Source organism: Pseudomonas sp. PvP028 (genome assembly GCF_017832255.1).
Taxonomy (GTDB): Bacteria; Pseudomonadota; Gammaproteobacteria; order Pseudomonadales; family Pseudomonadaceae; genus Aquipseudomonas; species Aquipseudomonas syringae.
This window is the reverse complement of the sequence record NZ_JAFIBL010000001.1, coordinates 3,065,454-3,091,011: the sequence shown is the minus strand read 5'-3', so window position 1 is coordinate 3,091,011 and position 25,558 is coordinate 3,065,454. Positions and strand designations below refer to the sequence as shown.

Sequence of the window (25,558 nt, the reverse complement as noted above, 5' to 3'; positions counted from 1 at the left end):
ACACCTGACAACCCGGCAAGGTAAAAAACAAACGAATCATGGACCACACCCTCAGAGCACCGCTTTCGGGTAGGAACCCAGCACCTTCAAGGCGACGGCTTCGCTGCTGATTCGCTCCAGCACGGCCTTGACCAGCGGATCCTTGTGATGGCCGACGAAGTCGATGAAGAACACGTAGGTCCACTTGCCACTGCGCGAAGGACGGGTCTCGATACGCGTCAGGTCCAGGCCATTCTCGTGAAACGGCACCAGCAGCTCGTGCAGCGCGCCCGGCTTGTTGCTCATCGACACAATGATTGAGGTCTTGTCATCGCCGGTCGGCGGGACTTCCTGATTGCCGATAATGAGAAAACGCGTGGAATTGTCCGGACGATCTTCGATCTTTTCCGCCAGACGGGTCAGGCCATACAGACCTGCCGCCATATCGCCGGCGATGGCCGCCGAGTTCCACTCGCCCTTTACCCGTTTGGCAGCTTCGGCGTTGCTGGCAACGGCGACGCGCTCGACATTCGGGTAATGGGCATCCAGCCATTTACGGCACTGAGCCAGCGACTGGGCATGGGAATAAATGCGCGTGATGCTTTCCGTCTTGGTGCTTTCGCCCACCAGCAGATGGTGGTGAATGCGCAGTTCGACTTCGCCGCAGATCACCATGTCGTGCTCAAGAAAGCTGTCGAGGGTGTGATTGACCGCGCCTTCGGTGGAATTTTCCACCGGAACCACGCCGAAATTCACGGCACCGGCGACCACTTCGCGGAACACTTCGTCAATTGCCGCCATCGGCAGACTGATGACGGCGTGCCCGAAATGCTTCATCGCGGCGGCCTGGGTAAACGTCCCCTCAGGGCCAAGATAGGCGACCTTGAGCGGCTGTTCCAGCGCGAGGCAGGAAGACATGATTTCGCGGAACAGACGCGCCATTTCTTCGTTGCTCAACGGCCCGCGATTACGCTCCATGACTCGCCTGAGCACCGCAGCTTCGCGCTCCGGCCGATAGAACACCGGCACCTCGCCTTCAGCCAGCGAGGACATCTTGACCCTGGCCACCTCCTGGGCACAGCGGGCACGCTCGCTGATCAGTTCCAAAACCTTTTCATCGAGGCTGTCGATACGGACGCGAAGCGCCTTGAGTTCTTGCTCGGACATCAGCCGTGCTCCTTCTCGAAGTCTTTCATGTAGGCCACCAGCGCGTTGATAGCGTTGATATCGATTGCGTTGTAGATGGATGCACGCATGCCTCCCACCGAGCGATGGCCCTTGAGGTTAAGCAGGCCGTTTGCATCGGCACCGGCCAGGAACGGCTTGTCGAGACGATCGTCAGCCAGGCGGAACGGGACGTTCATCCACGAACGATCAGGCTTGTTGATCGGGTTGCTATACAGCTCGCTGGCGTCGATGAAGTCATACAGCGTGCGCTGCTTGATTTCGTTGCGCTTGCCGATCGCTTCGACACCGCCCTGCTCTTTCAGCCATTCGAAGACCAGCCCGGACAGGTACCAGGCCAGGGTCGGCGGCGTGTTGTACATCGAACCATTGTCGGCCGCGACTTTGTAGTCGAGCATGGTCGGGCACAGCGAGCGCGCACGACCCAGCAAGTCTTCGCGAATGATCACCACCACGATGCCGCTGGGGCCGATGTTCTTCTGGGCGCCGGCGTAGATCATGCCGAAACGCGAGATATCGAGCGGACGCGAGAGGATGTCCGAAGACATGTCGGCGACCAGGGGCACGTCGCCGGTTTCCGGAATCCAGTTGAATTCCAGGCCGCCAATGGTTTCGTTTGGCGCGTAGTGGACGTAAGCCGCGTCCTTGGACAGCTTCCACTCGTTCTGGCCGGGAATGGCAAAGTAATCGTAGGCCTTGGCACTGGCCGCGACGTTGATTGCGCCGTAGCGCGAAGCCTCGTCGATAGCCTTCTGCGACCAGATGCCGGTGTCGATGTAATCGGCCTTGCCATTTTCAGGCAGCAGGTTCAGCGCGATCTGGGCGAACTGCTGGCTGGCACCGCCTTGCAGGAACAACACTTTGTAATTCGAAGGAATGGACAGCAGGTCACGCAGATCCTGCTCGGCCTTGGTGGCAATGGAGACGAACTCATCACTGCGGTGGCTCATTTCCATGACGGAAAGGCCTTTGCCATGCCAGTCGAGGAGCTCCGCCTGGGCACGCAGCAGAACAGCTTCAGGAAGCGCAGCAGGACCTGCGCAGAAGTTAAAGGCTCGCTTGCTCATATCCACTCTCGTCAAATACGTTGGGTCTGTACGCGCTTGTTTCTGGTTACTTGCCACGAGCAGACAGACGCCGCAGCGACTGGCAGCTCCTTGCGGGAATCTTGATCCGGCCGCCGGGCTGGCCAAATGCCGCAAGGGCTGGACTTGCCTGGAATGCAGATGCATGCACAGACGAGCCAGCCCTTACCTGATTTACGTTACCGCTTAGTTCTGTGGTTCGTCTTCGTCTGACGCAGCATCCGCCTGCAGGCCTTCACCGGCATCGTCCACTTCAGCAGCATCGACGATCACGCCGTCGACAAGCTCACCCTCAAGCTCTTCGCCTTCGACTTCCGACGGCTCCTGAACACGCTCCAGACCGACCAGTTTCTCGTCGCTGGCCAGCTTGATCAAGGTAACGCCCTGGGTGTTACGACCCAGACTGGAAACTTCACCGACACGGGTACGAACCAGCGTGCCCTGATCGGAAATCAGCATGATTTCTTCGCCATCGAGCACCTGAACCGCGCCGACCAGACGGCCGTTACGCTCGTTGCTGACCATGGCGATGACGCCCTGACCGCCACGCTTGTACTCGGGGAACTCGGAGATCGCCGTACGCTTGCCGTAGCCGCGCTCGGAAGCGGTCAGAATCTGGCTGCCTTCTTCCGGGATCAACATCGAAATCAGCTTTTGACCTTCTGGCAGACGCATACCACGAACGCCGCGGGCTGTACGGCCCATGGCGCGCACGTCGGATTCCTTGAAGCGGGTCACCTTGCCGCCGTCGGAGAACAGCATGATTTCCTGCTCGCCATCGGTAATGGCTGCGGAGATCAGGATGTCGCCCTCGTCCAGTTCAAGGGCGATGAGGCCCGAGCTGCGCTGACGGCTGAATGCAACCAGCGGGGTCTTCTTGACAGTACCGTTGGCGGTGGACATGAAGATGAACGGAGCCTTCTTCTTGTCGGCCGCCTTGATACGGGCCTTGCGCTCTTCTTCGGTCTCGCTGCTGTTTTCCGCGTCGTCCAGCTCGCCTTCCAGGGCCTCGCCTTCCTCATCGGCACGCTTGCGCATGGCTTCAAGGTCGACCGGCAGCATGGTGGTGATGTATTCCCCGTCGCTCAACGGCAACAGGTTGACCAGCGGACGACCACGGGCAGCGCGGGACGCTTCCGGAATCTCGTAGGTCTTGAGCCAGTAGACCTTGCCCTTGCTGGAGAACATCAGCAGCGTGGTGTGGCTGTTGGCAACCAGCAGGTGAGCAATGTAATCCTCATCCTTGATGCCGGTGGCCGACTTGCCCTTGCCGCCACGACGTTGAGCCTGATAGACCGCCAATGGCTGAGTCTTGGCATAGCCGCCGTGGGAAATGGTGACAACACGCTCTTCTTCGGTGATCAGGTCACCCAGCGTCAGGTCCAGACGTGCATCGAGAATTTCGGTGCGACGGGCATCGCCGTATTCGGAGCGGATCAGTTCCAGCTCTTCGCGGATCACTTCCATCAGGCGCGTTGCGCTGTTCAGGATGCGGATCAGCTCGCCGATCTGGTTGAGAATTTCCTGGTACTCGCCCAGCAGCTTCTCGTGCTCGAGACCGGTCAGGCGGTGCAGACGCAGTTCCAGAATGGCCTGAGCCTGTTCCGGCGACAGGAAATACTTGCCTTCACGCAGACCGTATTGCGGATCGAGGTTCTCGGGGCGGCACGAATCGGCACCGGCACGCTCGACCATCTCGACCACTGCGCTCGATTCCCAAGGCGTCTTGATCAACGCTTCCTTGGCTTCGGCAGGTGTCGGAGAGGCCTTGATGAGGGCGATGACCGGGTCAATATTGGACAGCGCAACGGCCTGACCTTCAAGGATGTGGCCACGCTCGCGCGCCTTGCGCAGTTCGAACACGGTACGACGGGTCACCACTTCGCGGCGATGACGAACGAAGGCTTCCAGCAGATCCTTGAGGTTCAGGATGCGCGGACGACCGTCGATCAGGGCGACGATGTTGATACCGAAAACGCTTTGCAGCTGGGTCTGGGCATAGAGGTTGTTGAGGATAACCTCAGGCACTTCGCCACGACGCAGCTCGATGACCACGCGCATACCATCCTTGTCGGACTCGTCGCGCAGTTCGGTGATGCCTTCGAGTTTCTTTTCCTTGACCAGCTCGGCGATCTTCTCGATCAGACGCGCCTTGTTCAACTGGTAAGGCAGCTCGGTGATAACGATCTGCTGGCGACCGCCCACCTTGTCGATGTCTTCGACGATGGAGCGGGCACGCATGTAAATGCGTCCACGGCCCGTGCGATAGGCTTCGATGATGCCGGCGCGACCGTTGATGATCGCCGCAGTCGGGAAATCCGGACCGGGGATGTATTGCATCAACTCGTCGACCGTCAACTCGGGGTTGTCGATCAGCGCCAGGCAACCGTCGATGACTTCACCGAGGTTGTGCGGCGGGATGTTGGTCGCCATGCCCACGGCGATACCGCTGGAACCGTTGACCAGCAGGTTGGGAATACGGGTCGGCATGACCGCCGGGATCATCTCGGTGCCGTCGTAGTTCGGCACCCAGTCCACGGTCTCCTTGTGCAGGTCGGCCAGCAGCTCGTGCGCCAGCTTGGTCATGCGCACTTCGGTGTATCGCATGGCGGCGGCGTTGTCGCCGTCGACCGAACCGAAGTTGCCCTGACCGTCTACCAGCAGGTAGCGCAGCGAGAATGGCTGAGCCATACGAACGATGGTGTCGTACACGGCGGTGTCGCCGTGCGGGTGATACTTACCGATCACGTCACCAACCACACGGGCGGATTTCTTGTACGGCTTGTTCCAGTCGTTACCCAGCTCGCTCATTGCGAACAGCACGCGCCTGTGCACGGGCTTCAAGCCATCGCGTGCATCGGGCAGTGCGCGACCGACGATTACGCTCATTGCGTAGTCGAGGTAGGACTGCTTCAGCTCGTCTTCGATATTGACCGGGAGGATTTCTTTGGCCAGTTCGCCCATGAGAAGCCTGATTCCTTTTTCTGGTGAAACCTCGCAAACCCATTCGGGGTATACGAAGCTCGCCGCTGCCAGCATATGCAGGGCAGCGACTTACGACAAATCAACGAGTTATGCCATGAATCTACGCAGCGTGGGCGACTACAATCAGTGTCCCCGATAACCGCCGGATATTACCACAATCGCCGAGGCGCTCACATCCTTTGCAGGCGCTGAAAGCGAGCCGCAGACACATAACACGCCTGAGAAACGCTTACAGGCCCGCCCAGCCGCATTGCACAACGGCGACGGGTCAGGCCTGTCTGCCTCAGTGAAGGTGTTTACGGCTCATCAATTGAGCCATGCGCGCGGTATCGGGACGTTCGACAATGCCCTTTTCGGTCACGATGGCGTCGATCAGGTCTGCCGGCGTCACATCGAACACCGGGTTGAAAGCCTCGACCTCGGCGCCGACTCGCTGGCCGCCCACTTCGAGCAGTTCACGGCCGTCGCGCTCTTCAATGATGATGTCGTCACCACTGGCCATGTCCATGTCGATGGTCGAGCTCGGTGCGACCACCATGAAGCGCACCCCATGGTGCATGGCGGCGACAGCAAGCTGATAGGTGCCGATCTTGTTCGCCACGTCGCCGTTGGCGGTGATGCGGTCAGCACCGACGATGACCCAGGTGATGCCCTTGGTGCGCATCAGGTGCGCGGCGGCGGAATCTGCGTTCAGGGTCACCGGGATGCCCTCGTTGGCCAGCTCCCAGGCGGTAAGCCGCGAACCCTGCAGCCAGGGCCGGGTTTCGTCGGCGTAGACCCGCTCGATCATGCCTTCCAGATGCGCCGCACGAATCACGCCCAGCGCCGTGCCGAAGCCGCCAGTGGCCAGCGCCCCGGTATTGCAGTGGGTGAGCACCGTCTGCAGATTACCCTGGTGCTTGCGGATCAGGTCGGCGCCCAGCTGCGCCATGGTCAGATTGGCCTCGCGGTCGCTCAGGTGAATCGCCACGGCTTCGGCCTCGAGGGCCGCCAGCGGGTCATCGCCGTGCTTGACGCGCATAAGACGATCACGCATCCGGTTCAGCGCCCAGAACAGGTTCACTGCCGTCGGGCGCGAATCGGCCAGCAACTGCAAGTCCTCTTCCAGCGCCGGATACCAGTCTGCACCTTGCGCGATACGCGCACGTGCGGCCAGCACCGCACCATAGGCAGCACTGATGCCGATAGCCGGCGCGCCGCGCACGACCATCGTACGAATCGCTTCGGCGACTCCCTCGGCGGTGGTATAGCGGTGCCAGACTTCCTCGAACGGCAGTACCCGCTGGTCCAGCAGGTACAGAGCGTCGTCTCGCCAATCGATGGCCTTAACTTTCTCTGCAGCCAACATTCGATCGCGCATCGCCAACTCCATCTTGAACATCCGAAACCCAGCATCAAAAGCCGCTGATTATAGCGAGCCGCCTGCGAAGACGCTCGGGTATACTTCGTCATCAACGTAATAAACGATGGAAACCTTCTCATGCCGAACGCTACAGCACCGCTCGACCTTTTGCTCCTGCCCGCCTGGCTGGTGCCGGTCGAGCCCGCAGGCGTCGTGCTCAAGGACCACGGCATCGGCATTCGCGATGGCTGTATCGTCTATATCGGTCCACGTGCCGAAGCGCTGCGGCAAAACGCCGTGCAGGTGCAGGAACTGCCCGGCATGCTGCTCAGCCCCGGCCTGATCAACGCCCACGGCCATGCGGCGATGACCCTGTTTCGCGGGCTGGCCGATGACCTGCCACTGATGACCTGGCTGCAGGACCATATCTGGCCTGCCGAAGGCAAGTGGGTCGATGAAGACTTCGTGCGTGACGGCACAGACCTGGCCATCGCCGAGCAGCTCAAGGGCGGCATCACCTGTTTCTCCGACATGTATTTCTACCCCAAGGTGGCCGCCGAACGCGTCCACGCCAGCGGCATGCGTGCGCAGATCACCGTCCCGGTGCTGGATTTTCCGATTCCAGGTGCCCATACCACGGCTGAAGCCCTGCACAACGGCATCGAACTGTTCAACGATCTCGCCCATCATCCACGCATCAAGATCGCCTTCGGCCCGCATGCGCCCTATACCGTGAGCGATGAGAACCTGGAGAAGGTCCGGGTAATCGCCGACGAGCTGGACGCCACGATCCAGATGCACGTCCACGAGACCGCATTTGAAGTCGAGCAGGCTGTCGAACAGCGCCAGGAACGCCCCCTCGCCCGCCTCAACCGGTTGGGCATGCTCGGGCCGCGCTTCCAGGCCGTGCACATGACCCAGATCAGCGACGACGATCTGGCCCTGCTGGTGGAAAGCAATACCAACGTCATTCATTGCCCGGAATCCAATCTCAAGCTGGCCAGCGGTTTCTGCCCGGTTGAACGACTGTGGCAGGCCGGTGTGAACGTTGCGGTGGGCACCGACGGTGCCGCCAGCAACAATGACCTGGACCTGCTCGGCGAAACCCGCACAGCCGCCTTGCTGGCCAAGGCTGTTGCTGGCTCGGCTACGGCGCTGGATGCACACCGCGCGCTGCGCATGGCAACGCTGAATGGCGCTCGCGCCCTGGGTATTCAGGCCGAGACCGGCTCCCTGGAGATCGGCAAGGCGGCGGACATGGTCGCTTTCGACCTGTCGGGCCTGGCCCAGCAACCGATCTACGATCCGGTATCGCAGCTTATATATGCCACTGGCCGCGATTGCGTGAGTCATGTCTGGGTGGCCGGCAAGCAATTGCTCGACGCTCGCCAGCTGACCCGCATGGATGAACACGCTTTGCGCGACACCGCGATCGCGTGGGGCCAGCGTATTTCCGGTAAAACCGAATAATTCGATTCGGACCGAACACATGCCAGTCAGGCTTATCTATAACCCTGACTGATGAAAAAGAATTTTGAGTTCAAGAGGGACACCCATGAGCAACGTCGACCGCGCAGAAATCGCCAAATTCGAGGCCCTGGCCCATCGCTGGTGGGACCGCGAAAGCGAATTCAAGCCGCTGCATGACATCAACCCGCTGCGCGTCAACTGGATCGACGAGCGTGTCGGCCTGGCGGGCAAGAAGGTGCTGGACGTCGGCTGCGGCGGCGGCATTCTCAGCGAGGCGATGGCTTTGCGCGGCGCCACGGTGACCGGCATCGACATGGGCGAAGCGCCGCTGGCAGTTGCGCAGCTGCATCAGCTCGAATCGGGTGTCAGCGTCGAGTATCGACAGATCACCGCCGAGGACATGGCCGAAGAAATGCCCGAGCAATACGATGTAGTGACCTGCCTGGAAATGCTCGAGCACGTGCCGGACCCCTCCTCGGTGATCCGCGCCTGCTACCGCATGGTCAAGCCTGGCGGCCAGGTGTTCTTCTCGACCATCAACCGCAACCCGAAAGCCTATCTGTTCGCCGTGGTCGGCGCCGAATACATCCTCAACCTGCTGCCACGCGGCACTCACGACTTCAAGAAATTCATCCGCCCTTCCGAGCTGGGCGCCTGGAGCCGTGACGCCGGTCTGCAGGTCAAGGACGTCATCGGCCTGACCTACAACCCGCTGACCAAGCATTACAAGTTGACCTCCGATGTCGGCGTCAACTACATGATCCAGACCCTGTGGGAGGCATGATTGATGCGCCTGAGAGCGGTTTTATTCGACATGGACGGCACCCTGCTCGACACCGCACCGGACTTCATCGCCATCGCCCAGGCAATGCTTGCCGATCGTAACCTGCCTGCGGTGCCGGACAAACTGATCCGCGACGAAGTTTCCGGCGGTGCCAGAGCCATGGTCGCGGCCAGCTTTGCGATGTCACCCGAAGATCCACAATTCGAGGCATTGCGCCTGGAGTTTCTGGAACGCTATCAGCGTGAATGCGCCGTCCACAGCAAACTGTTCGACGGCATGGACGAACTGCTGGCCGACATCGAAAAGGCGGGGCTGATCTGGGGTGTGGTGACCAACAAACCGGTGCGCTTTGCCCAACACATCATGGAGCAGCTCGGCCTGTCGGAACGCTCGGCGCTGCTGATCTGCCCTGACCATGTCACACACAGCAAGCCACACCCGGAACCAATGATTCTGGCCTGCCGGATGCTTGACCTGGACCCGGCCAGCGTTCTGTTCGTAGGCGATGACCTGCGCGACATTGAGTCCGGGCGCGACGCCGGCACAAAGACCGCCGCCGTGCGCTACGGCTATATCCACCCCGACGACAACCCGGATCACTGGGGCGCCGACGTGGTGGTCGATCATCCGCTGGAATTGCGCAAGGTGCTGGATAACGCACTGTGCAGCTGCTAAACGAGGCTTTACATGTTTGATTACTCCGCGCACCCGGAACTGCTCAAGGGCCGGATCATTCTGGTCACTGGCGCCGCTCGCGGCATCGGTGCCGCAGCCGCCAAAGCCTACGCAGCGCATGGCGCCACCGTCCTGCTGCTGGGCAGGACCGAAGCCAGCCTGGCGCAGGTCCATGACGAGATAAATGCAGCAGGCCAGCCGCAGCCGTTGGTCATACCCTTCGATCTGCAAAGCGCCGACCCTGCGCAGTATCAAGCGCTGGCGACCATGATCGAGCGCACAGTCGGCCGTCTTGACGGGCTGCTGCACAACGCCTCGATCATCGGCCCGCGTACCTCAGTGGAGCACCTGCCCGGCGAAGACTTCATGGAGGTCATGCACGTCAACGTCAACGCCACCTTCATGCTCACCCAGGCACTGCTGCCGCTGCTTCAGCGTTCGGAGGATGCATCGATAGCTTTCACCTCCAGCAGCGTGGGCCGCAAAGGGCGCGCACAATGGGGCGCTTACGGCGTATCGAAGTTTGCCACCGAAGGTCTGATGCAAACCCTCGCTGACGAGCTGGAAGGCGTCAGCACTGTCCGCGCCAACAGCATCAACCCCGGCGCGACCCGTACCGGCATGCGCGCGCAGGCCTACCCGGATGAAAACCCGCAGAACAATCCGGCACCTGAAGAGATCATGCCGGTCTATCTGTACCTGATGGGGCCGGACAGCAAAGGCATCAACGGGCAGGCATTGAATGCCCAGTGAAGGGAAAAGGCCGTCGTGACGAAAAACCGTCACAAAGGCTGTTTCGAGCGGCTTTTTAAGTCAAGGAATTGCCGATCCGGGGCCACTGTCAGAGAGATGGCGTCAGCTAAACCACTGATTTTAATAAGTCTGGCCAAAAATGAACCGAATGGCACCACGTCCCCTCTAACCCAGCCAAGCCAGCAATATGTGCTGAGGAGCGAAGAGATGAATTTTCCTACCCAGACCCATGCAATCGATTTCGATACGGCTGAACTGCAGCGCCTGGGTTTTAGAAATCGACCTGACGCCGTGCTTCCCCCCCCGTCACTGCCCGAGCTGATCTATCAGCTTGGGCGACAATTGCAGACCAGTCTGGAAGCCGAGCGGATACTGACCCTGTTCTTTCAAGGCGTACAACGGTTCCTGCCATTGAGCGGTCTGATGTATCGACATATCGAAAGCGACTTGCACCTGCGTCTGGGCGAGATGTCATCCGACAGCGCCAGTTTTCATCTGCGTCACGAAGGCAAATGCATCGGCGAACTGGAGTTTCAGGGCTCCAGGCCATTCGATACGCGGCAACTGAGCGACCTCGAATCCCTGCTGGTGTGCCTGGTGTACCCGTTGCTGAATGCGCTGCTGTACCGCATTGCTACCCAGACTGCCCTGCGTGACCCGCTGACCAGCACCGGCAATCGCATCGCCATGGATCAGAGCCTGGCCCGTGAAATCGAGATTTCACGTCGCCACAAGCAACCCTTGTCCCTGCTGATGCTGGATATCGACCACTTCAAGAAAGTGAATGATGAATACGGTCATCACACCGGTGACGATGTGCTGAAGACCGTCGCGCAGAGCCTTAAGGCACAACTGCGCAATATCGACCGGGTGTTCCGCTATGGCGGTGAAGAGTTCGTGGTGATTCTTTCCAACACTGGCGCCGATTCTGCCGAACTGATTGGTCAGCGTCTGTGCCAGGCCGTGCGAAATCTCGAGTTTCGCGAGCTTAGCCCGGCATTGACCATGACTGTCAGCCTGGGTTGCTCGACACTGCTGCCGACTGAAACAGCCGACAGCCTGCTGCGTCGTGCGGACAATGCTCTGTACGTCGCCAAGCGCGAAGGCCGCAATCGTATCGCCATGGCAAGCTAGCACTCTCTCCTGCCGTCTCGCCCGTCCTTACGCCTCCAGCGCGGCAACACGTCCTCGCGGCTTGACCCTGTCCATCTGCATGCAACGTTCAAGAAACAGGTACATATAGTCGTAGCTTTTGGTAACGGCCTGACGCAGCTCGGCCTGCAATTGCACACTCGGCTTGCTACCCACCAACGTACAAATAATCTCGAGCGCCTCCCAAGGGTGCGCGTCGTCGTACTGTGCATGCATCTTGAGCCACTTCATGGCTTTCTTGCGTGTCTCTTCAGGAAAGGCTTCGGCGTACACACCGCTGGAGCAGACCACGGCCGACCATTCGCCGGTCGCCCCCTCAATGGCGTAGTTGGTAGCCGCCATCGCCACGGCCAGCGAATCTGACGAACTGGTCTGCCAGCACCAGTGGCTCAGCGCGTGCAACTCGGGCGCTACCCGCTGATCGTGCAAGTCTTCAAGCGTCACTTCATGGGCCGCACACCAGTTCACCCAGTAGTCGGCATGATTGAGTTCGACACGGATATTGCGCATCAGCCAGCGGCGCGCCATGTCTTCACCCGGGTGACGACCAAAACGGGTCTTGGTGAGATTCTTGGCCATGTACACCGCAAACTGCTCGACGACTGGCCACCCGCCGATCAGGTAGTGCCGCATGATCTGCGGACTCAACTTCGCGTCACGCATTTGCTGGTACAACTCGTGCTCGACCACCCGCGCTTTTGCAGCGCTGCAATCCTTGATCAAATGCTGCGCCCAGGCCGGATAACTGCTGGCTTCCATGAGCGGACCGGTTCTTTCGAAAGCGTCGATCACTGGGGTATCTCCTTATGAGGGTTTCAACTGATTAACGTAGCGTTCCTGGCGCGCCGAACATCAGGGGGTCAGGCCGTACGGGCTGAATATAAAGACTCTCGCAAGTGAACAATTCAGGGCGGGAAATCAGATAGCCCTGTGCAAAATCCACGCCCATTTCCTGCAACGCAGCTTCGATCTGCGGCGTCTCAACGTACTCCGCAATGGTGCGTTTGCCCATGACATGACCGATATTGTTGATCACCTCGACCATCGCCTTGTTGATCGGGTTGTCGAGCATGTCCTTTACAAAACTGCCATCGATCTTCAGGAAATCCACCGGCAAATGCTTGAGATAGGCAAAGGACGACATGCCCGAGCAGAAATCATCAAGGGAAAACTGACAGCCCAATCCCTTCAACTCGTTGATGAATCTGATCGCACTTTGCAGGTCGGCAATCGCACTGGTCTCGGTGATCTCGAAGCAGATCATCCCGGGCGATACGGCAAACGTCTCGAATTGCTGTTTCAGGTATTCGAGGAACGTATCATCTCCGATACTCGATCCTGACAAATTTATAGCACATAGCGCCTGTGGCACCTGATGCCGATCATCACTCTGGCACTGAGCTATGACTTTGAACACATTGTGTACCACCCAGCGATCCAGGGTGGTCATGAGTCCGTAGCGCTCGGCGGCCGGAATGAAATTGTCCGGGACGACCATTCGCCCGGACTCGTCGCGCAGGCGCAGGAGGATTTCAATGTGTCGTACTTCACCCGACTCGCCCTTTATCGAAGCGATTTCCTGCGCATAAAGGCAAAAGCGATTCTCGTCCATGGCCATATGCAGGCGCTGTATCCAGGCCATCTCGCCAAAACGCATCGACAGCGTCAGATCATCCACACTGTAGGCCTGGACCCGATTGCGACCTCTTTCCTTGGCCATATAGCAAGCCATGTCAGCGGCCGACAATGATCCTTCCAGAGACGCAGGCGTGTCGCCGAGGTGCACCAGGCCAATACTGACGGTAGCCATGAATGGCCGGCCTTTCCACATGAAATGCAGACGCTGCACCGCCTCGCGCAACGCCTCGGCAATATCGAGCGCCGTTTCGGCGGGACAATCGACCAACAACACACCGAATTCGTCACCTCCCAGCCGGGCCAGCGTGTCGCCGTCACGCAAACCCTGCGGCAAGGCCCGGCAAAGCTGACGCAATAGCTCATCACCCGCCGCATGGCCACCGGTATCATTGACCAGCTTGAACTGATCCAGATCGAGAAACATCAGGCAGTGGCTGCGGCCCTGACCGCAGTCTTCATCGAGCACTCGCTGCAAGCGGCGTTCGAATTCACTGCGGTTGACCAGCCCCGTCAGCGGATCATGGGCAGCCTGCCAGGACAGATCGGCGATGTACTGCTGCTCCTGGGTCATGTCATGCAGCACCAGCACCGCACCACTGATCACGCCTTCGGTGTAGATCGGCGTACCCACCAGCGCGACCGACACCGTGCTGCCATCAAGCCGCTGAATCAGCTTGCTGTTGGCGCTGCCGCCCTTGAGTTTGCCGGTGATGATCTGCTCGACCAGCGTTGACTGGTCCTTCTGATCGTTTTCATCCAGCAGATTGAACAGTGCAGCCAGAGGAAGCCCGCTGGCCTGAGTACTTTTCCAATGGGTGAGGCCCTCTGCGGCAGGGTTCATGTAAACAATGGCGCCGGCCACATCGATGGTGATCACCCCGTCGCCGATAGACTCCAGCGTGATCTGTGCGCGCTCCTTCTCCAGTTGCAGGGCATCGGCAAATACACGCCGCTGAACGATCAGACGTCGCACCCGCAGCAGCGCCAAGAGAATCAGTAACACGGCGGTGACCAGGTTGACCGCTATCAACAGGTTGAGGATCAGCCTGGAGCCTTCGCCCAGTGCATCACTGAAAGCGCGCGCAGCAGGCGTTACGCCTTCATCGATCACATTGATCTGCTCGCGCCATTGATCGACCTCGGCGGCGCTCACAGCGCCCTGCCCGACCCGCTCATGAATATGCCGCGCAAGCTCGTCGAGCTGCATGAGGTAGCCGTCACCCACTTCCCAGAAATGGATGACCTGCTTCATGAAGCTGAAGCTATGGAAATTCATGTACATCCAGATGATGCCGTTTACATCATCCGGGTGATTGCCGCCTTGAATGATTCCACTTCTGGCATCGGCCAGCGACGGGTTGGGCTGATCAAGGGCTTTGCGTAGCGCCTGGCCGCCCTGAGGTACGGAAAAGGCTTTTTGATACTTGAGGTAGTCACGCTCATCGTGACGGCTGGCGTACAGGCTCAGGTAGTGAATGGCGTCCTTCTGCCCCTTGGACCAGAGGCTCTCCCCCGCCACATAGCTGCGTACCGCAGACATGGTGTAGAGACTGACGCACCCCAGCAACGCCTGAAACAGGGCGACGGCAATGAAAGGCCACACGATGCCCAACAGACGGGGCTTGGAGAAGGTCCATGCTTGCTTCATGGGTTTCACGTCACCACATGCCTGAATAAACGTCTAGCGCAGAGACTAGGCTAAATTCGCCCGTGATGGCAGGTGATTCTCCCGCAATCGAGCCAACCTGTGCGCTGATCGAGGCTTCGCACATCAGATTTGTTGCAAATGTCCGTACAGTTTGGCGTACAGACCTCCATCGGCAATCAACTGCTGATGGTCACCGTCTTCAACAATACGCCCGCCATCGAACACCAGCACCCGGTCAGCCTGCTTCACGGCCGACAGGCGATGGGCAATGATCAGCGTCGTGCGGCTGCGTAGAAAACGTGCGAGCGCCTGATGCAGGTTGTACTCGGTGGCAGCGTCCAGCGCCGAGGTGGCCTCATCGAGGATCACCACTTTGGGGTCGGACAGCACCATGCGCGCGATGGCCATGCGCTGGCGCTGGCCACCCGACATTCTGACCCCGGAGCGTCCGACAACACTGTCCAGACCTTGTGGCAGATCGCGGATCGCAGGGTCGAGTTGCGCAACCTCCAGCGCGCGCCAGCAGTCTTCATCGCTGCAGTCACGGCCCATGGTCAGGTTGGCGCGTACGGTGTCATTGAACAGGGCCGGATGCTGCAGCACCACGGCGACGTTCTCACGCACGGTCTCCAGGCCGATATCCTGCTGGCTGACGCCGCCAAAACGGATCACCCCGGTACGGGCCGTATAGAGCCCGAGCAGCAACTGCACCAGGGTGCTCTTGCCGCCGCCGCTGGCACCGACAATGGCGACCTTTTCTCCCGGCGCGATGTTCAGGTTCAACTGGTCCAGCACCAGGTCTTCGCCATAGCCGAAAGTCAGGCCACGCACTTCGACCCCTACTGTTTCCTTGCCCTCGAACGGGTCGGTGCCACCGGCATATTGCGGCTCGTCGGCACGCGCCAGCAGCTCGTTGATGCGCGTCAGAGCTCCGCCGGCTGCGTAATAGGCGTATTGCAGGTTCAGCAGTTGCTCCACCGGCGTCATCATGAACCACAGGTAGCTGAACACCGCGAGCATCTGCCCAATGGACAGGTCCGAGAACAACACGGTAAGCATTGCCGCGGCGCGAAAAATATCGATACCGAACTGGAACAGCAGCCCGCTGGCACGGCCCGAGGCGTCGCTTTTCCATTGTGAATTGATTGCGTAGTCACGCACTTCCTGCGCACGCACGCCCAGGCGCCCCAGAAAGAAGCCTTGTCGGTTCCCTGCCCTGACTTCCTGAATCGCATCCAGCGTCTCGCTCAGCGCCTGGGTAAACCGCGATGTGCTGTCGTTCTCCAGCTTCTTGAGGTGCTTGACGCGCTTGCCCAGTTTTACCGTGAGCAGGATGACCAGCGGGTTGAACAGCATAATCAGCAGTGCCAGCTTCCAGTGCATCCACATCAGAATGCCCGCGGTGCCTGCCAGGGTCAGCGTGGCCACCAGCAGACGACTGAGGGTTTCACCGACGAACTTGTCCAGCGTATCCAGATCGGTGACCAGGTGCGTGGTCACCGTGCCGCTGCCCAGGCTTTCGTATTCACGCAGGGAAATGCGCTTGAGCCGCTCGATCAGCCGCAGCCGGATACGATAGACGATGTCCTTGGCCAGCCCGGCGAACAGCCGCGCCTGCAACACATTGAACACCAGCGCTCCGACCCGCAGCACCAGCGTTAACGACAGCATCAGGCCAATGTAGCCCGCCGCCTTTTGCCAACTGCCAGGCAGTAGGTGATCCATGACCTTGAGCGCAGCATCGCCACGGCCCAGCAACACCTCGTCGACCAGCAACGGCAGCAGCAACGGGATAGGCACACTGCACAGTGTGGCCAGCACCGCGACACCGTTGGCCAGCCACAGGGACTTTTTATGCCGCAAGGCGAGACGACGGATCTCGGCCCAGCTCAATGCATCGCTGCGCGTGGCGTGCGACGGTCGGGCAGCCTCAGTCACCTCATCATGCACTGGCTGCACGCTCCAGCCATCGACCCAGCAAGGGCGAAAGGCTGCTCAGTGGCTGATAACCGTTGGTCAGCAGCGCCAGCTGACCATTGCGCTCGGCCAGCAGGGTCGGGAAGCCGGCAATGCCCAGATCCTGTGCCCAGGCAAAATCGGCAGCGGTCGCCGCTTGCCGCTGAGGACTTTCAAACTCATCGGCAAATGCCTGACGCGACAGCCCCGTCTGCTCCGCGAGCTCAGCCAGCAATGACGGACGCGTTACGTCACGGGCTTCGCTATAGAAAGCCCGCTGAATCAGTCCGACCAGCTCCCAGGCGCGATCCGGGTCCAACTGCCGTGCCGCAGTAACGGCCAGGCAGGCAGGTGTAGTGTCGTAGACAAACCCTTCCGGCAGCGCACCTTCGCGACGAAACGGCTGGCCGGTGGCCTCTTCGACCGCCTGCCAGTGTTCAAGAATGTAACGACGTTTGGCAGGCTCCAGCGCCGCACCTTCGGAGCGCAGCCCGCCCATCACCAGATGCAGCGGCACGCCCGCCGCCCGAGCCTGTTGCACCAACGCGTCGGCAACCGGGGCAAAGCCCCAGCACCAGGAACACATCGGGTCCATGACATAGATCAGGCGGGCAGACATGGCTCAGGCCTCGGAGGGTAAACGATAGTTGCGACCGATCGGATGAGGCTGGTTACGTGCCTTGGCCAGTTCGATCTGCTTTTGCCGGTCGATGGCGCTGCGACGCGTCTTCTCGCTCAGCGAATCCCAGCAATGCGGGCAGCTGACGCCCGGCGAGTAATGCTCGCTGGCGCGGTCCTCGGCACTGATGGGCGTGCGGCAGGCGTGGCACTGATCATAATCGCCTTCGGTCAGGTCGTGTCGCACCGTGACCCGATTGTCGAACACGAAACACTCGCCGCGCCAGTGACTTTCCTGCTCAGGGACCTCTTCCAGATACTTGAGAATGCCGCCCTTGAGGTGATAGACCTCTTCGAAGCCCTCGCCGAGCATGTAACTCGACGCTTTTTCGCAGCGGATGCCACCGGTGCAGAACATGGCGACTTTCTTGTGTACTGCCGGGTCGAAATGCGCCTTGATGTATTCCGGAAACTCTCGAAACGACGTGGTTTTCGGATCGATGGCGCCCTCGAAGGTGCCGATCGAGACTTCGTAATCGTTGCGAGTATCGATCAGCAGCACTTCGGGATCGCTGATCAGGTCGTTCCAGTCCTTGGCCTCTACGTACGTACCGACGCTCTTGTTCGGGTCGACGCCTTCGACGCCCAGGGTCACGATCTCTTTCTTGAGCTTGACCTTGGTGCGATAGAACGGCTGCTCGTCGCAGTAGGATTCCTTGTGGTCGATGTCAACCAGGCGCGGGTCGTTCTTCAACCACGCCATCAGACCATCGATGCCTTCGCGACTGCCGGACACCGTGCCGTTGATGCCCTCGTCGGCGATCAACAGCGTGCCCTTGATGCCGTTGTCGATCATCGCCTGCAACAGCGGCTCGCGCAGTTCCACGTAATCGCTGAGGGTAACGAACTTGTACAGCGCAGCCACGACGATCGGCTGAGTCATCGGCTCTTGAGTCATGTATCTCTCCAGTGGCGACCCTCGCAAAGGGCCTACCGGGTAAAAAATTGCGGACCAAAAAAACGCACCGGCCAAGCGGCGCGGTGCGGATTCTAGCAAAAACCGGAGTACAGCAGGCAGCTCGGCGGGTCAATCGCCCCGGCAAGGGGGCCGGATCAGTAAAAAGCCCTGATCAATGCCCGCCGGCACAGGTCGGCGAAGCAGGCGCTGCACCGATCTTCGACCATTCTTCAGGCGTGTACGTGTGCAGCGCCAGCGCATGAAACTCGCCCATGAGCGGGCCCAGCGTGGCGTAAACCTTCTGGTGCCGCTTGACCGAGTTCAGGCCCTGAAACTGATCACTGACCAGAACAGCCTTGTAATGGGTCTGCTGACCACGACTGTGCATATGACTCTCGTCGAGCACTTGCAGGTGGTGCGGTTGCAGCAGCGCAAGCGCCGACTCGATTCGTTGTTGCATGGTCATGATGGAAATCGCCTGTCAGGGCTTTTTGGCCGGAGCCGGAGCAGCTGCCTTGGCAGGTTCCAGTTCGGCAGTCATGTCAGCCAGCAGCTTGTTGACGACCGGAACAGCGCTTTCCAGCTTGCTCTGGGTCAACTGGGCCGACTGCTGAGCCAGCTCAGGCATCTTGGTCATCACTTTCTTGCCCAGTGGAGACTGGTAGAACGCAACCAGATCCTTCAGCTCGCTTTCGGTGAAGTTGGCGGTGTAGAGCTTGACCATCTCAGGCTTGAGCTTGTTCCAGCCAATGGCTTGGTCCAGAGCGGTATTGGCCTTGGCCTGATAAGTTTCAAGCAGGGCTTTTTTCGACGCAGGTGCCTTGGTTTCAGCAAAACGCTGAGCGAACATCTGCTGAACCTGAGCGTAGACCGGAGCGCCCAGGCGATCGGCGTTGGCAAGCTTCAGGAACGTTTCGGCGCTCGCGTTGTGACTGGCGGTGTCGGCGAAAACCTGGCCGCTGGCACAGACCAGGGCTACCGCGGTACAAATGGCACGAAGACGGGTCATCGAGTTTCCTTATCTAGCAAACGAGGCATTACCCCAGGGCCGACCATTCTGCGCTTATCTGGGCTTTTGGCTCAACCCCCGGTTCACCCAGCGGTTAAAAAGCACTGCGCGGGAACCCTGTGGGCATATGGACACCTAACCCTGCAACGTACTTAAAGGAGTAAGACCAGTGAGCCGCACCGAAACCGACAGCATTGGCCCGATCGAAGTCCCCGAAGATGCCTACTGGGGCGCGCAGACCCAACGCTCACTGATCAATTTTGCGATTGGCGACCAGCGAATGCCGCTGCCCGTCCTGCACGCGCTGACACTGATCAAGAAAGCCGCCGCACGGGTCAACGACCGAAATGGCGATCTGCCTGCCGATATCGCCCGCCTGATCGAGCAGGCCGCCGACGAAGTGCTCGACGGTCAGCATGACGCGCAATTTCCGCTGGTGGTCTGGCAGACCGGCAGTGGCACGCAGAGCAACATGAACGTCAACGAGGTGATCGCTGGCCGCGCCAACGAGCTGGCTGGCCAAGGTCGTGGCGGCAAGTCGCCAGTCCATCCCAACGATCATGTCAATCGCTCGCAAAGCTCCAACGACTGCTTCCCGACAGCCATGCACATCGCCACTGCCCAGGCGGTCAAGGAGCAACTGCTGCCCGCCATTGCCGAATTGTCCAGCGGTCTGGCCGAACAGGCCGCGCGGCACATGAAGCTGGTCAAGACCGGGCGCACGCACATGATGGATGCGACGCCGATCACCTTCGGCCAGGAGCTGTCGGGATTTGTCGCGCAACTCGATTACGCGGAAAAAGCCATTCGCGCCGCTCTGCCCGCCGTCTACGAGCTGGCTCAGGGCGGTACAGCAGTCGGCACCGGGCTCAATGCACCCAAAGGGTTTGCCGAGGCCATTGCCGCAGAACTGGCCGCGCTCTCAGGCCTGCCATTCGTCACCGCCCCCAACAAGTTCGCCGCGCTGGCCGGTCATGAGCCACTTGCTGCGCTGTCCGGCGCATTGAAGACGCTGGCCGGTACGCTGATGAAAATCGCCAACGACCTGCGCCTGCTGGGCTCAGGCCCACGTGCCGGGCTGGCAGAAGTCAGACTGCCTGCCAATGAGCCAGGCAGTTCGATCATGCCCGGCAAGGTCAATCCGACCCAGTGCGAGGCCTTGTCGATGCTGGCCTGCCAGGTCATGGGCAACGACGTGACCATCGGTTTTGCCGCCAGTCAGGGTCACCTGCAACTGAACGTGTACAAGCCGGTGATCATTCATAACGTTCTGCAGTCGATTCGCCTGCTGGCCGATGGCTGCAGCAATTTCAACGAGCACTGCATCGCGGGCATGGAGCCGGATGGCGAAAAAATGGCCGAGCACCTGGAGCGCGGCCTGATGCTGGTCACCGCCCTCAATCCGCATATCGGCTATGACAAGTCGGCGCAGATTGCCAAGAAAGCCTACACCGAAGGTCTGACCTTGCGCGAGGCGGCATTGGCGCTGGGTTACCTGACCGATGAAGAGTTCGACGCCTGGGTGCGGCCGGACAAAATGCTCGAGGCAGGCAGTAATGGCTGATGCCAGAAGCGGCGCAACGCCACTGGAAGGTAATGGCAAACGAATCCTGATGGTCTACGGCACGCCGAAGGCCATCAGTTTCTGTCACGCCCTGGGTGACGCCTATGCGCAGACCGCGCGTGGCGAAGGGCACGTGGTGCGGGTCATCAAGCTGGGCGAACTGGACTTCGATCCGATTCTGCACAACGGCTACGATCAGACTCAGACCCTTGAGCCCGACCTGCTCGAAGCCCAGCGTCAGATCCACTGGGCCGAGCATCTGGTCTTCGTCTATCCGGTTTGGTGGGGCGGCTTGCCTGCCTTGCTGACTGGCTTTTTCGACCGGGTACTGACACCCGGGTTTGCGTTCAAGGTGCATGGCCGCAAGCACTCATCCAATGAACTGCTTCGCGGCCGAACGGCGGAACTGCTGGTCGCCATGGACACGCCGCCGCGCTACTTTAAATGGATTTACGGCGCGCCGGCGCACCGCCAGATGGTGCGGACCATACTCGGCTTTTGCGGGATCAAGACCAAACGCCTGACCGAGTTTGCTCCGGTACACAGCGCCAGCGAACAGCAGCGCCAGGAATGGATTATTCAGGCGCAGGGGCTGGGCAGACGCTGATCTGCCCCACCACCCGCACGTCAGGCCTGCGCAAGCCGCGCCTTGCGTGCCCTGAGGCCGGCGACCAGCGAAGGGCCAAGCGCAGTCAGCGCCGACCCGGCCACCACCAGCAGCGCACCGCCGTATCCCAGCATGTTCAACTCTTCAGCCAGCACGTAATCCGGCCACAGCCAGGCGGCAACCGCCACGGCGGTTAGCGTGACCAGGGGCGTCAGCGCCAACGTCGCACTGACCCGCGAAGCCTCCCAGTGCGCCAGCGCTTCGGCGAAGGCACCATAGGCCACCAGCGTGTTCAGACAGCAGGCCAGCAGCAGCCAGCCTTGCAACGGGCTCAACAGCAATGCTTCGGCAGGGTGCGCCCACGGCGTGAGCAACAACGCGCAAAACAGGTAGATCACCATCATCACCTGCAGCGAATTCCACACCGTCAGGAGCTGCTTCTGACTCAGCCCGTAAAACGTCCATATGGTCGAGGCCAGGAGCACCACCAGCACGCCCAGGGTGTAGTCACCCAACGAGGTGAAAAGCTCCACCAGACGCTGATTGAAAAAGAATCCGAAGCCCACCAGCAGTACCATCAGGCCGATACCCTGCCCCAGACTGAAACGCTCCTTGAACAGAAAGATGCTGCTGATCAGCAGAAAAATCGGACCGACCTGAACCAGCAATTGCGTGGTGCCCGGGCTCAGCAGGCGCAAGCCAATGAGGTACAGCACATAGTTGCCGACCAGACCGAACACAGCCAGCCCGACCAGCACCCTGCCCTTGCGCCCCAGCACTTTGAAGCTAGGCAGGCGCTTGACCGACGCCAGCCAGATGAACAACAGCGCACCGGACACAGCCAGGCGGAACCAGGTCACTGTCACAGGATCCATCACCTGCAGCACCTGCTTGAGCTTGATCGGCAAAATGCCCCAAAGCAGCGCGGTCAACAGTGACAGACAAAGGCCATAGACCCAGCGACCAGACGAGATATGCATTGCAACTTCCGCAAGAGGGTTAAAACAGAACATTCATTCTAGGCGCTGATCGGCAAAGCAACAGTTACAGCTGGGTGCAGTTAACGGCGCGAATTGTGTTCCTTATCCCTGGCCGCCGTGATTGCGCTGGTAGGTCTCACTGCCCATGGCCTGAATCTGACCTTCGATCAACGCATCGAACGGCTTCAGCAACGCCTCGAACGAGGTGGGTGCTTCCAGCGTCTGCAAGGTATGCACGATGGCCTCGAGCGTCGACAAGGCCTCCGGGCCCGGCGCCTTGCGCAAGCGATAACGCGAAACAGGCACGTCGCCCGGCGTCACCCTTGGCAGCTCGGCGAGCAAGGGGTTGAGGTGCAGCAGCTTGCGCGCCTTGCGCCACGTGCCATCCGGCACGACCAGCAGCATGGGCAGTGAATCCTGCGCATAAGGCGTCAGCGTCTGCGCAGCCTCGCCCGGAAACAGCAATCGAGGCTGATAACCGGGCGGATTCAGAATCCGCTGCAGATCGTCGAACACTTCACCCACCAACAACTGCGCATTGAGCAGACCGAGCGCGGCCAGTCGGGCGGTGTTCAAGGCATGGCTGACTTCATCGGGATGCTGCAGGATCAACACTCGCGTGCGACTGTCCAGCTGTGGAATCAGGGCGCACAGACAATGCGTAGCAGGACGCAGACAACGTTCACAACGGGCGCGGGACATCGATGGGTACTCGGTCAATCTCACAAGGTTAAAGAGGCTGCACTGCGCGATGAATCAGCATTGCCGCAAACCGCCTGTCGAACAGCCAGGCATTTTAAACAAATCAGCCTCCCAACGGCGGGGCAATCCGAAGCCGCAACGGCGATTTGAGCTAGCCTCATGGGTCTGGGCTGGAGAAATGAAGTACGCCTGCTGTATCTGACAAGATCCACATCAGGGGCTTTCATGAATCGCGAAGAGATCAGGCAAAAGGTATTCGACGCCCTGGGTATCATTCTAGTGGACAAGAGCGCCATTCAGGATGACGCAACGCTCGCCGATCTGGCCCTTGATGACGAGGATATCGAGCGCTTTTTCAGCGCGCTGGAGGAAGCCTTCGATTTCACCCTCCCTGAAGCCATCAGAAGACAGGCAACCGCCAGACCAGATCAGTTTGCGCTGGACAGCATCGTCAAGCTGATTTTGCATGAGCTGAAAAAGGAACCGGGAAAGTCAGAGGAAAAGCACGGGCATCAGCATTGAAAGCCGGCCCTTTTATCGGGACGCCCTGTGCGCCCCGACGAAATTCAACATGCGCATTACCCTGTGGCCAGGGTCAGGCGAGAGGCTTACCGGCGTTGGCGGCGACGATCATCGTCGGCACGAACCGGAATGGGTTGCAGTTTTGGGCGTTCTATCAGACCCAATGCAACGCCTACATCGTGGAGCCATTCTTGCAGTTTGCTATTCATAGAGCCCCCTTGAGGGAAATACTCGGCAGTCGATCCGTACTCATCACTCACTAGAGATCATAGAAGCAAATGAACTGTTAGCCGAGTGCAACGAGAAACAATTTTCCCGATGGAGCCAATGTGACATTTGTGCAGGATCGCTTCTAGTCTTTGCGACGGACGGCCTGTTACTGAACATTACGCCGACGAGTCGACCAGACTCAGTCAGGCGGACTGATCAGGCCATCGCCGTCGGTCATCGCCCGCTCCAGTAAATCGGCGGGCAGACTCTTGCTGGCGCGCGCCCCAAGCAGTTTGAGCTGCTCGCTGCGGCTGATCAGGTTGCCACGCCCTTCCGTCAGCTTGTTGCGCGCAGCCGAGTAAGCCTTGTCCAGTTGTTGCAGGCGGTTGCCCACCTCATCCAGATCCTGGATGAACAATACGAACTTGTCGTACAGCCAGCCTGCGCGTTCGGCGATCTCACGGGCGTTCTGGCTCTGACGCTCCTGCTTCCAGAGGCTGTCAATCACCCGCAAGGTGGCCAGCAGGGTCGTGGGGCTGACAATCACGATGTTGCGGTCGAAGGCTTCCTGGAAGAGGTTCGGCTCGGCCTGCAGGGCGGCAGAAAAAGCGGCCTCGATAGGCACGAAGAGCAGAACGAAATCCAGGCTATGAAGTCCTTCGAGACGCTTATAATCCTTGCCCGACAAGCCTTTGACATGGTTACGCAACGACAGTACGTGCTGCTTCAGCGCAGCCTGACCAATGACCTCGTCATCGGCAGACACATATTGCTGGTAGGCCGTCAGGCTGACCTTGGCGTCGACCACCACCTGCTTGTCGCCCGGCAACATGATCAACACGTCAGGCTGAAAGCGCTCGCCGTCCGGCCCCTTGAGGCTGATTTGCGTCTGGTACTCACGGCCCTTTTCAAGCCCGGCATGCTCCAGCACGCGCTCCAGGATCAGCTCGCCCCAGTTGCCCTGGGTCTTCTGCCCCTTCAAGGCGCGTGTCAGGTTGGTCGCCTCATCACTCAAACGCTGATTCAACTGCTGCAGACGTTCCAGCTCCTTGGCCAAGGAAAAGCGTTCGCGCGCTTCGTTCTGGTAACTCTCCTCGACACGCTTTTCGAACGACTGGATACGCTCCTTGAGCGGCGTGAGCAATTGGCCCAGCTGCTGCTGGCTGGTCTCGGCGAAGCGCTGCTCGCGCTCATCGAAAATCTTGCCCGCCAGTTCAGCGAACTGCGCGCGCAGCTCATCCCGGGACCCCTGCAGATCGTTCAGGCGCTGCTGATGGCCATCCTGCTGTTCGCGCAGCTCAGCGTTAAGCGCTGCACACTGCGCATCAAGGCGACGCAACTCTGCCTCTCTGGCGGCACGCTCATGATTCCAGTCCTGTGCCGTTTCGCGCGCGTTATCGCTTTCCTGGCGCAACAACTCGACCTCGCGGCGCAAAGCCGCCAGATCAGCCTGCTTGGCGGCATTGGCCTGACTGAGGTCGCTGACCTCGTCACGGCACGCATCCAGCTGGGCGTTGAGACCTTCCTGCGCCATTTGCGCCATGCTCAAACGCTCATCGAGCAACGCGCTCTCGGCCTGACGAGCGGCCAGACGGCGCTGCAGATGCCAAAGCAGGCCCAGCAAGGGCAACGCTGCTGCGCCAAGCCCCAGTAACAGGCTGTTCAGGTCCAGTGCCATTAAAGACTCCATGCGGGCTGAATAATAAAGGCCAGCGGCAGATTGAGTAGAGCGTGAT

23 protein-coding genes are annotated in these 25,558 nt (G+C 59.9%); 8 read left to right on the top strand and 15 right to left on the bottom strand.

What is annotated here, in order from left to right:
- Positions 1-51: 51 nt before the first annotated feature.
- The 4 genes from pheA to mtnA all read right to left on the bottom strand — a co-directional run bounded on the left by pheA (position 52) and on the right by mtnA (position 6,594).
- A complete protein-coding gene (gene pheA / locus JOE34_RS13645) occupies positions 52-1,146 on the bottom strand; it encodes a prephenate dehydratase (protein ID WP_003314657.1) in 1,095 nt (364 codons plus the stop codon).
- Positions 1,146-2,231: a 3-phosphoserine/phosphohydroxythreonine transaminase gene (gene serC, locus JOE34_RS13640; RefSeq protein ID WP_003393775.1), complete on the bottom strand. Its 1,086-nt coding sequence runs from the start codon at positions 2,229-2,231 to the stop codon at positions 1,146-1,148. The genes pheA and serC overlap by 1 nt, the downstream gene beginning before the upstream one ends.
- Positions 2,232-2,435: 204 nt before the next feature.
- A complete protein-coding gene (gene gyrA, locus JOE34_RS13635) occupies positions 2,436-5,213 on the bottom strand; it encodes a DNA gyrase subunit A (RefSeq protein WP_024661915.1) in 2,778 nt (925 codons plus the stop codon).
- Positions 5,214-5,517: 304 nt separating this feature from the next.
- Positions 5,518-6,594, bottom strand: a complete 1,077-nt coding sequence (mtnA, locus tag JOE34_RS13630; RefSeq protein ID WP_004416794.1) for an S-methyl-5-thioribose-1-phosphate isomerase — start codon at positions 6,592-6,594, stop codon at positions 5,518-5,520.
- Positions 6,595-6,714: 120 nt separating this feature from the next.
- Here mtnA and JOE34_RS13625 point away from each other — a divergent pair, with 120 nt between their 5' ends.
- From JOE34_RS13625 to JOE34_RS13605, 5 genes are all read left to right on the top strand, one after another.
- Positions 6,715-8,046 (top strand): TRZ/ATZ family hydrolase, encoded by a 1,332-nt coding sequence (locus JOE34_RS13625; protein WP_209995962.1) that lies wholly within the window; start codon positions 6,715-6,717, stop codon positions 8,044-8,046.
- A gap of 85 nt (positions 8,047-8,131) precedes the next feature.
- Complete coding sequence (gene ubiG, locus JOE34_RS13620) at positions 8,132-8,830, top strand: bifunctional 2-polyprenyl-6-hydroxyphenol methylase/3-demethylubiquinol 3-O-methyltransferase UbiG (RefSeq protein ID WP_209995960.1); 699 nt, start codon at positions 8,132-8,134, stop codon at positions 8,828-8,830.
- Positions 8,831-8,833: 3 nt separating this feature from the next.
- Entirely contained in the window at positions 8,834-9,505 is a 672-nt protein-coding gene (gene mupP / locus JOE34_RS13615; protein ID WP_057406730.1) for an N-acetylmuramic acid 6-phosphate phosphatase MupP, read from the top strand.
- A 12-nt stretch (positions 9,506-9,517) separates the two neighbouring features.
- A complete protein-coding gene (locus JOE34_RS13610; protein ID WP_024648749.1) occupies positions 9,518-10,258 on the top strand; it encodes a YciK family oxidoreductase in 741 nt (246 codons plus the stop codon).
- A gap of 207 nt (positions 10,259-10,465) precedes the next feature.
- Positions 10,466-11,392, top strand: a complete 927-nt coding sequence (locus JOE34_RS13605; protein WP_003424751.1) for a GGDEF domain-containing protein — start codon at positions 10,466-10,468, stop codon at positions 11,390-11,392.
- A 27-nt stretch (positions 11,393-11,419) separates the two neighbouring features.
- On the opposite strand, the gene JOE34_RS13600 is transcribed toward JOE34_RS13605, so the two are convergent.
- The 7 genes from JOE34_RS13600 to JOE34_RS13570 all read right to left on the bottom strand — a co-directional run bounded on the left by JOE34_RS13600 (position 11,420) and on the right by JOE34_RS13570 (position 19,237).
- A complete protein-coding gene (locus JOE34_RS13600; protein WP_003314645.1) occupies positions 11,420-12,202 on the bottom strand; it encodes an iron-containing redox enzyme family protein in 783 nt (260 codons plus the stop codon).
- A gap of 31 nt (positions 12,203-12,233) precedes the next feature.
- Positions 12,234-14,696, bottom strand: a complete 2,463-nt coding sequence (locus tag JOE34_RS13595; protein WP_044312333.1) for an EAL domain-containing protein — start codon at positions 14,694-14,696, stop codon at positions 12,234-12,236.
- 123 nt (positions 14,697-14,819) lie between these two features.
- A complete protein-coding gene (locus JOE34_RS13590) occupies positions 14,820-16,646 on the bottom strand; it encodes an ABC transporter ATP-binding protein (RefSeq protein WP_004416781.1) in 1,827 nt (608 codons plus the stop codon).
- Positions 16,639-17,271 (bottom strand): DsbA family protein, encoded by a 633-nt coding sequence (locus tag JOE34_RS13585; RefSeq protein WP_032661176.1) that lies wholly within the window; start codon positions 17,269-17,271, stop codon positions 16,639-16,641. Before JOE34_RS13585 ends, JOE34_RS13590 begins: the two co-directional genes overlap by 8 nt.
- Before the next feature lie 3 nt (positions 17,272-17,274).
- Complete coding sequence (locus JOE34_RS13580) at positions 17,275-18,213, bottom strand: rhodanese-related sulfurtransferase (RefSeq protein WP_003424746.1); 939 nt, start codon at positions 18,211-18,213, stop codon at positions 17,275-17,277.
- Between the two features lie 187 nt (positions 18,214-18,400).
- Positions 18,401-18,694: a BolA family protein gene (locus JOE34_RS13575; RefSeq protein WP_003314638.1), complete on the bottom strand. Its 294-nt coding sequence runs from the start codon at positions 18,692-18,694 to the stop codon at positions 18,401-18,403.
- 15 nt (positions 18,695-18,709) lie between these two features.
- Positions 18,710-19,237 carry a DUF2059 domain-containing protein gene (locus JOE34_RS13570; RefSeq protein ID WP_003314637.1) on the bottom strand — a complete coding sequence of 176 codons (528 nt, stop codon included), beginning with the start codon at positions 19,235-19,237 and terminating at the stop codon, positions 18,710-18,712.
- A 169-nt stretch (positions 19,238-19,406) separates the two neighbouring features.
- Between JOE34_RS13570 and JOE34_RS13565 the strand changes: the two genes are divergently transcribed.
- On the top strand, positions 19,407-20,801 hold the full coding sequence (locus JOE34_RS13565; RefSeq protein ID WP_003342769.1) for a class II fumarate hydratase: 1,395 nt from the start codon (positions 19,407-19,409) through the stop codon (positions 20,799-20,801).
- Positions 20,794-21,408, top strand: coding sequence for an NAD(P)H-dependent oxidoreductase (locus JOE34_RS13560; RefSeq protein ID WP_003342771.1), 615 nt, complete (start codon positions 20,794-20,796; stop codon positions 21,406-21,408). The genes JOE34_RS13565 and JOE34_RS13560 overlap by 8 nt, the downstream gene beginning before the upstream one ends.
- Positions 21,409-21,428: 20 nt before the next feature.
- On the opposite strand, the gene JOE34_RS13555 is transcribed toward JOE34_RS13560, so the two are convergent.
- Together JOE34_RS13555 and JOE34_RS13550 are read right to left on the bottom strand one after the other, a co-directional pair.
- Entirely contained in the window at positions 21,429-22,388 is a 960-nt protein-coding gene (locus tag JOE34_RS13555) for a DMT family transporter (protein ID WP_003314634.1), read from the bottom strand.
- A 102-nt stretch (positions 22,389-22,490) separates the two neighbouring features.
- Complete coding sequence (locus JOE34_RS13550; RefSeq protein ID WP_003393755.1) at positions 22,491-23,090, bottom strand: DTW domain-containing protein; 600 nt, start codon at positions 23,088-23,090, stop codon at positions 22,491-22,493.
- A gap of 225 nt (positions 23,091-23,315) precedes the next feature.
- Here JOE34_RS13550 and JOE34_RS13545 point away from each other — a divergent pair, with 225 nt between their 5' ends.
- Positions 23,316-23,612, top strand: a complete 297-nt coding sequence (locus tag JOE34_RS13545; protein ID WP_003342779.1) for a hypothetical protein — start codon at positions 23,316-23,318, stop codon at positions 23,610-23,612.
- A gap of 86 nt (positions 23,613-23,698) precedes the next feature.
- Here JOE34_RS13545 and JOE34_RS26135 read toward each other — a convergent pair whose 3' ends face one another.
- Both JOE34_RS26135 and rmuC read right to left on the bottom strand, forming a co-directional pair.
- Positions 23,699-23,821 carry a PA1414 family protein gene (locus JOE34_RS26135; RefSeq protein ID WP_003418154.1) on the bottom strand — a complete coding sequence of 41 codons (123 nt, stop codon included), beginning with the start codon at positions 23,819-23,821 and terminating at the stop codon, positions 23,699-23,701.
- A gap of 200 nt (positions 23,822-24,021) precedes the next feature.
- Positions 24,022-25,386: a DNA recombination protein RmuC gene (gene rmuC / locus JOE34_RS13540; RefSeq protein WP_161420716.1), complete on the bottom strand. Its 1,365-nt coding sequence runs from the start codon at positions 25,384-25,386 to the stop codon at positions 24,022-24,024.
- Between the last annotated feature and the right edge of the window lie 172 nt (positions 25,387-25,558).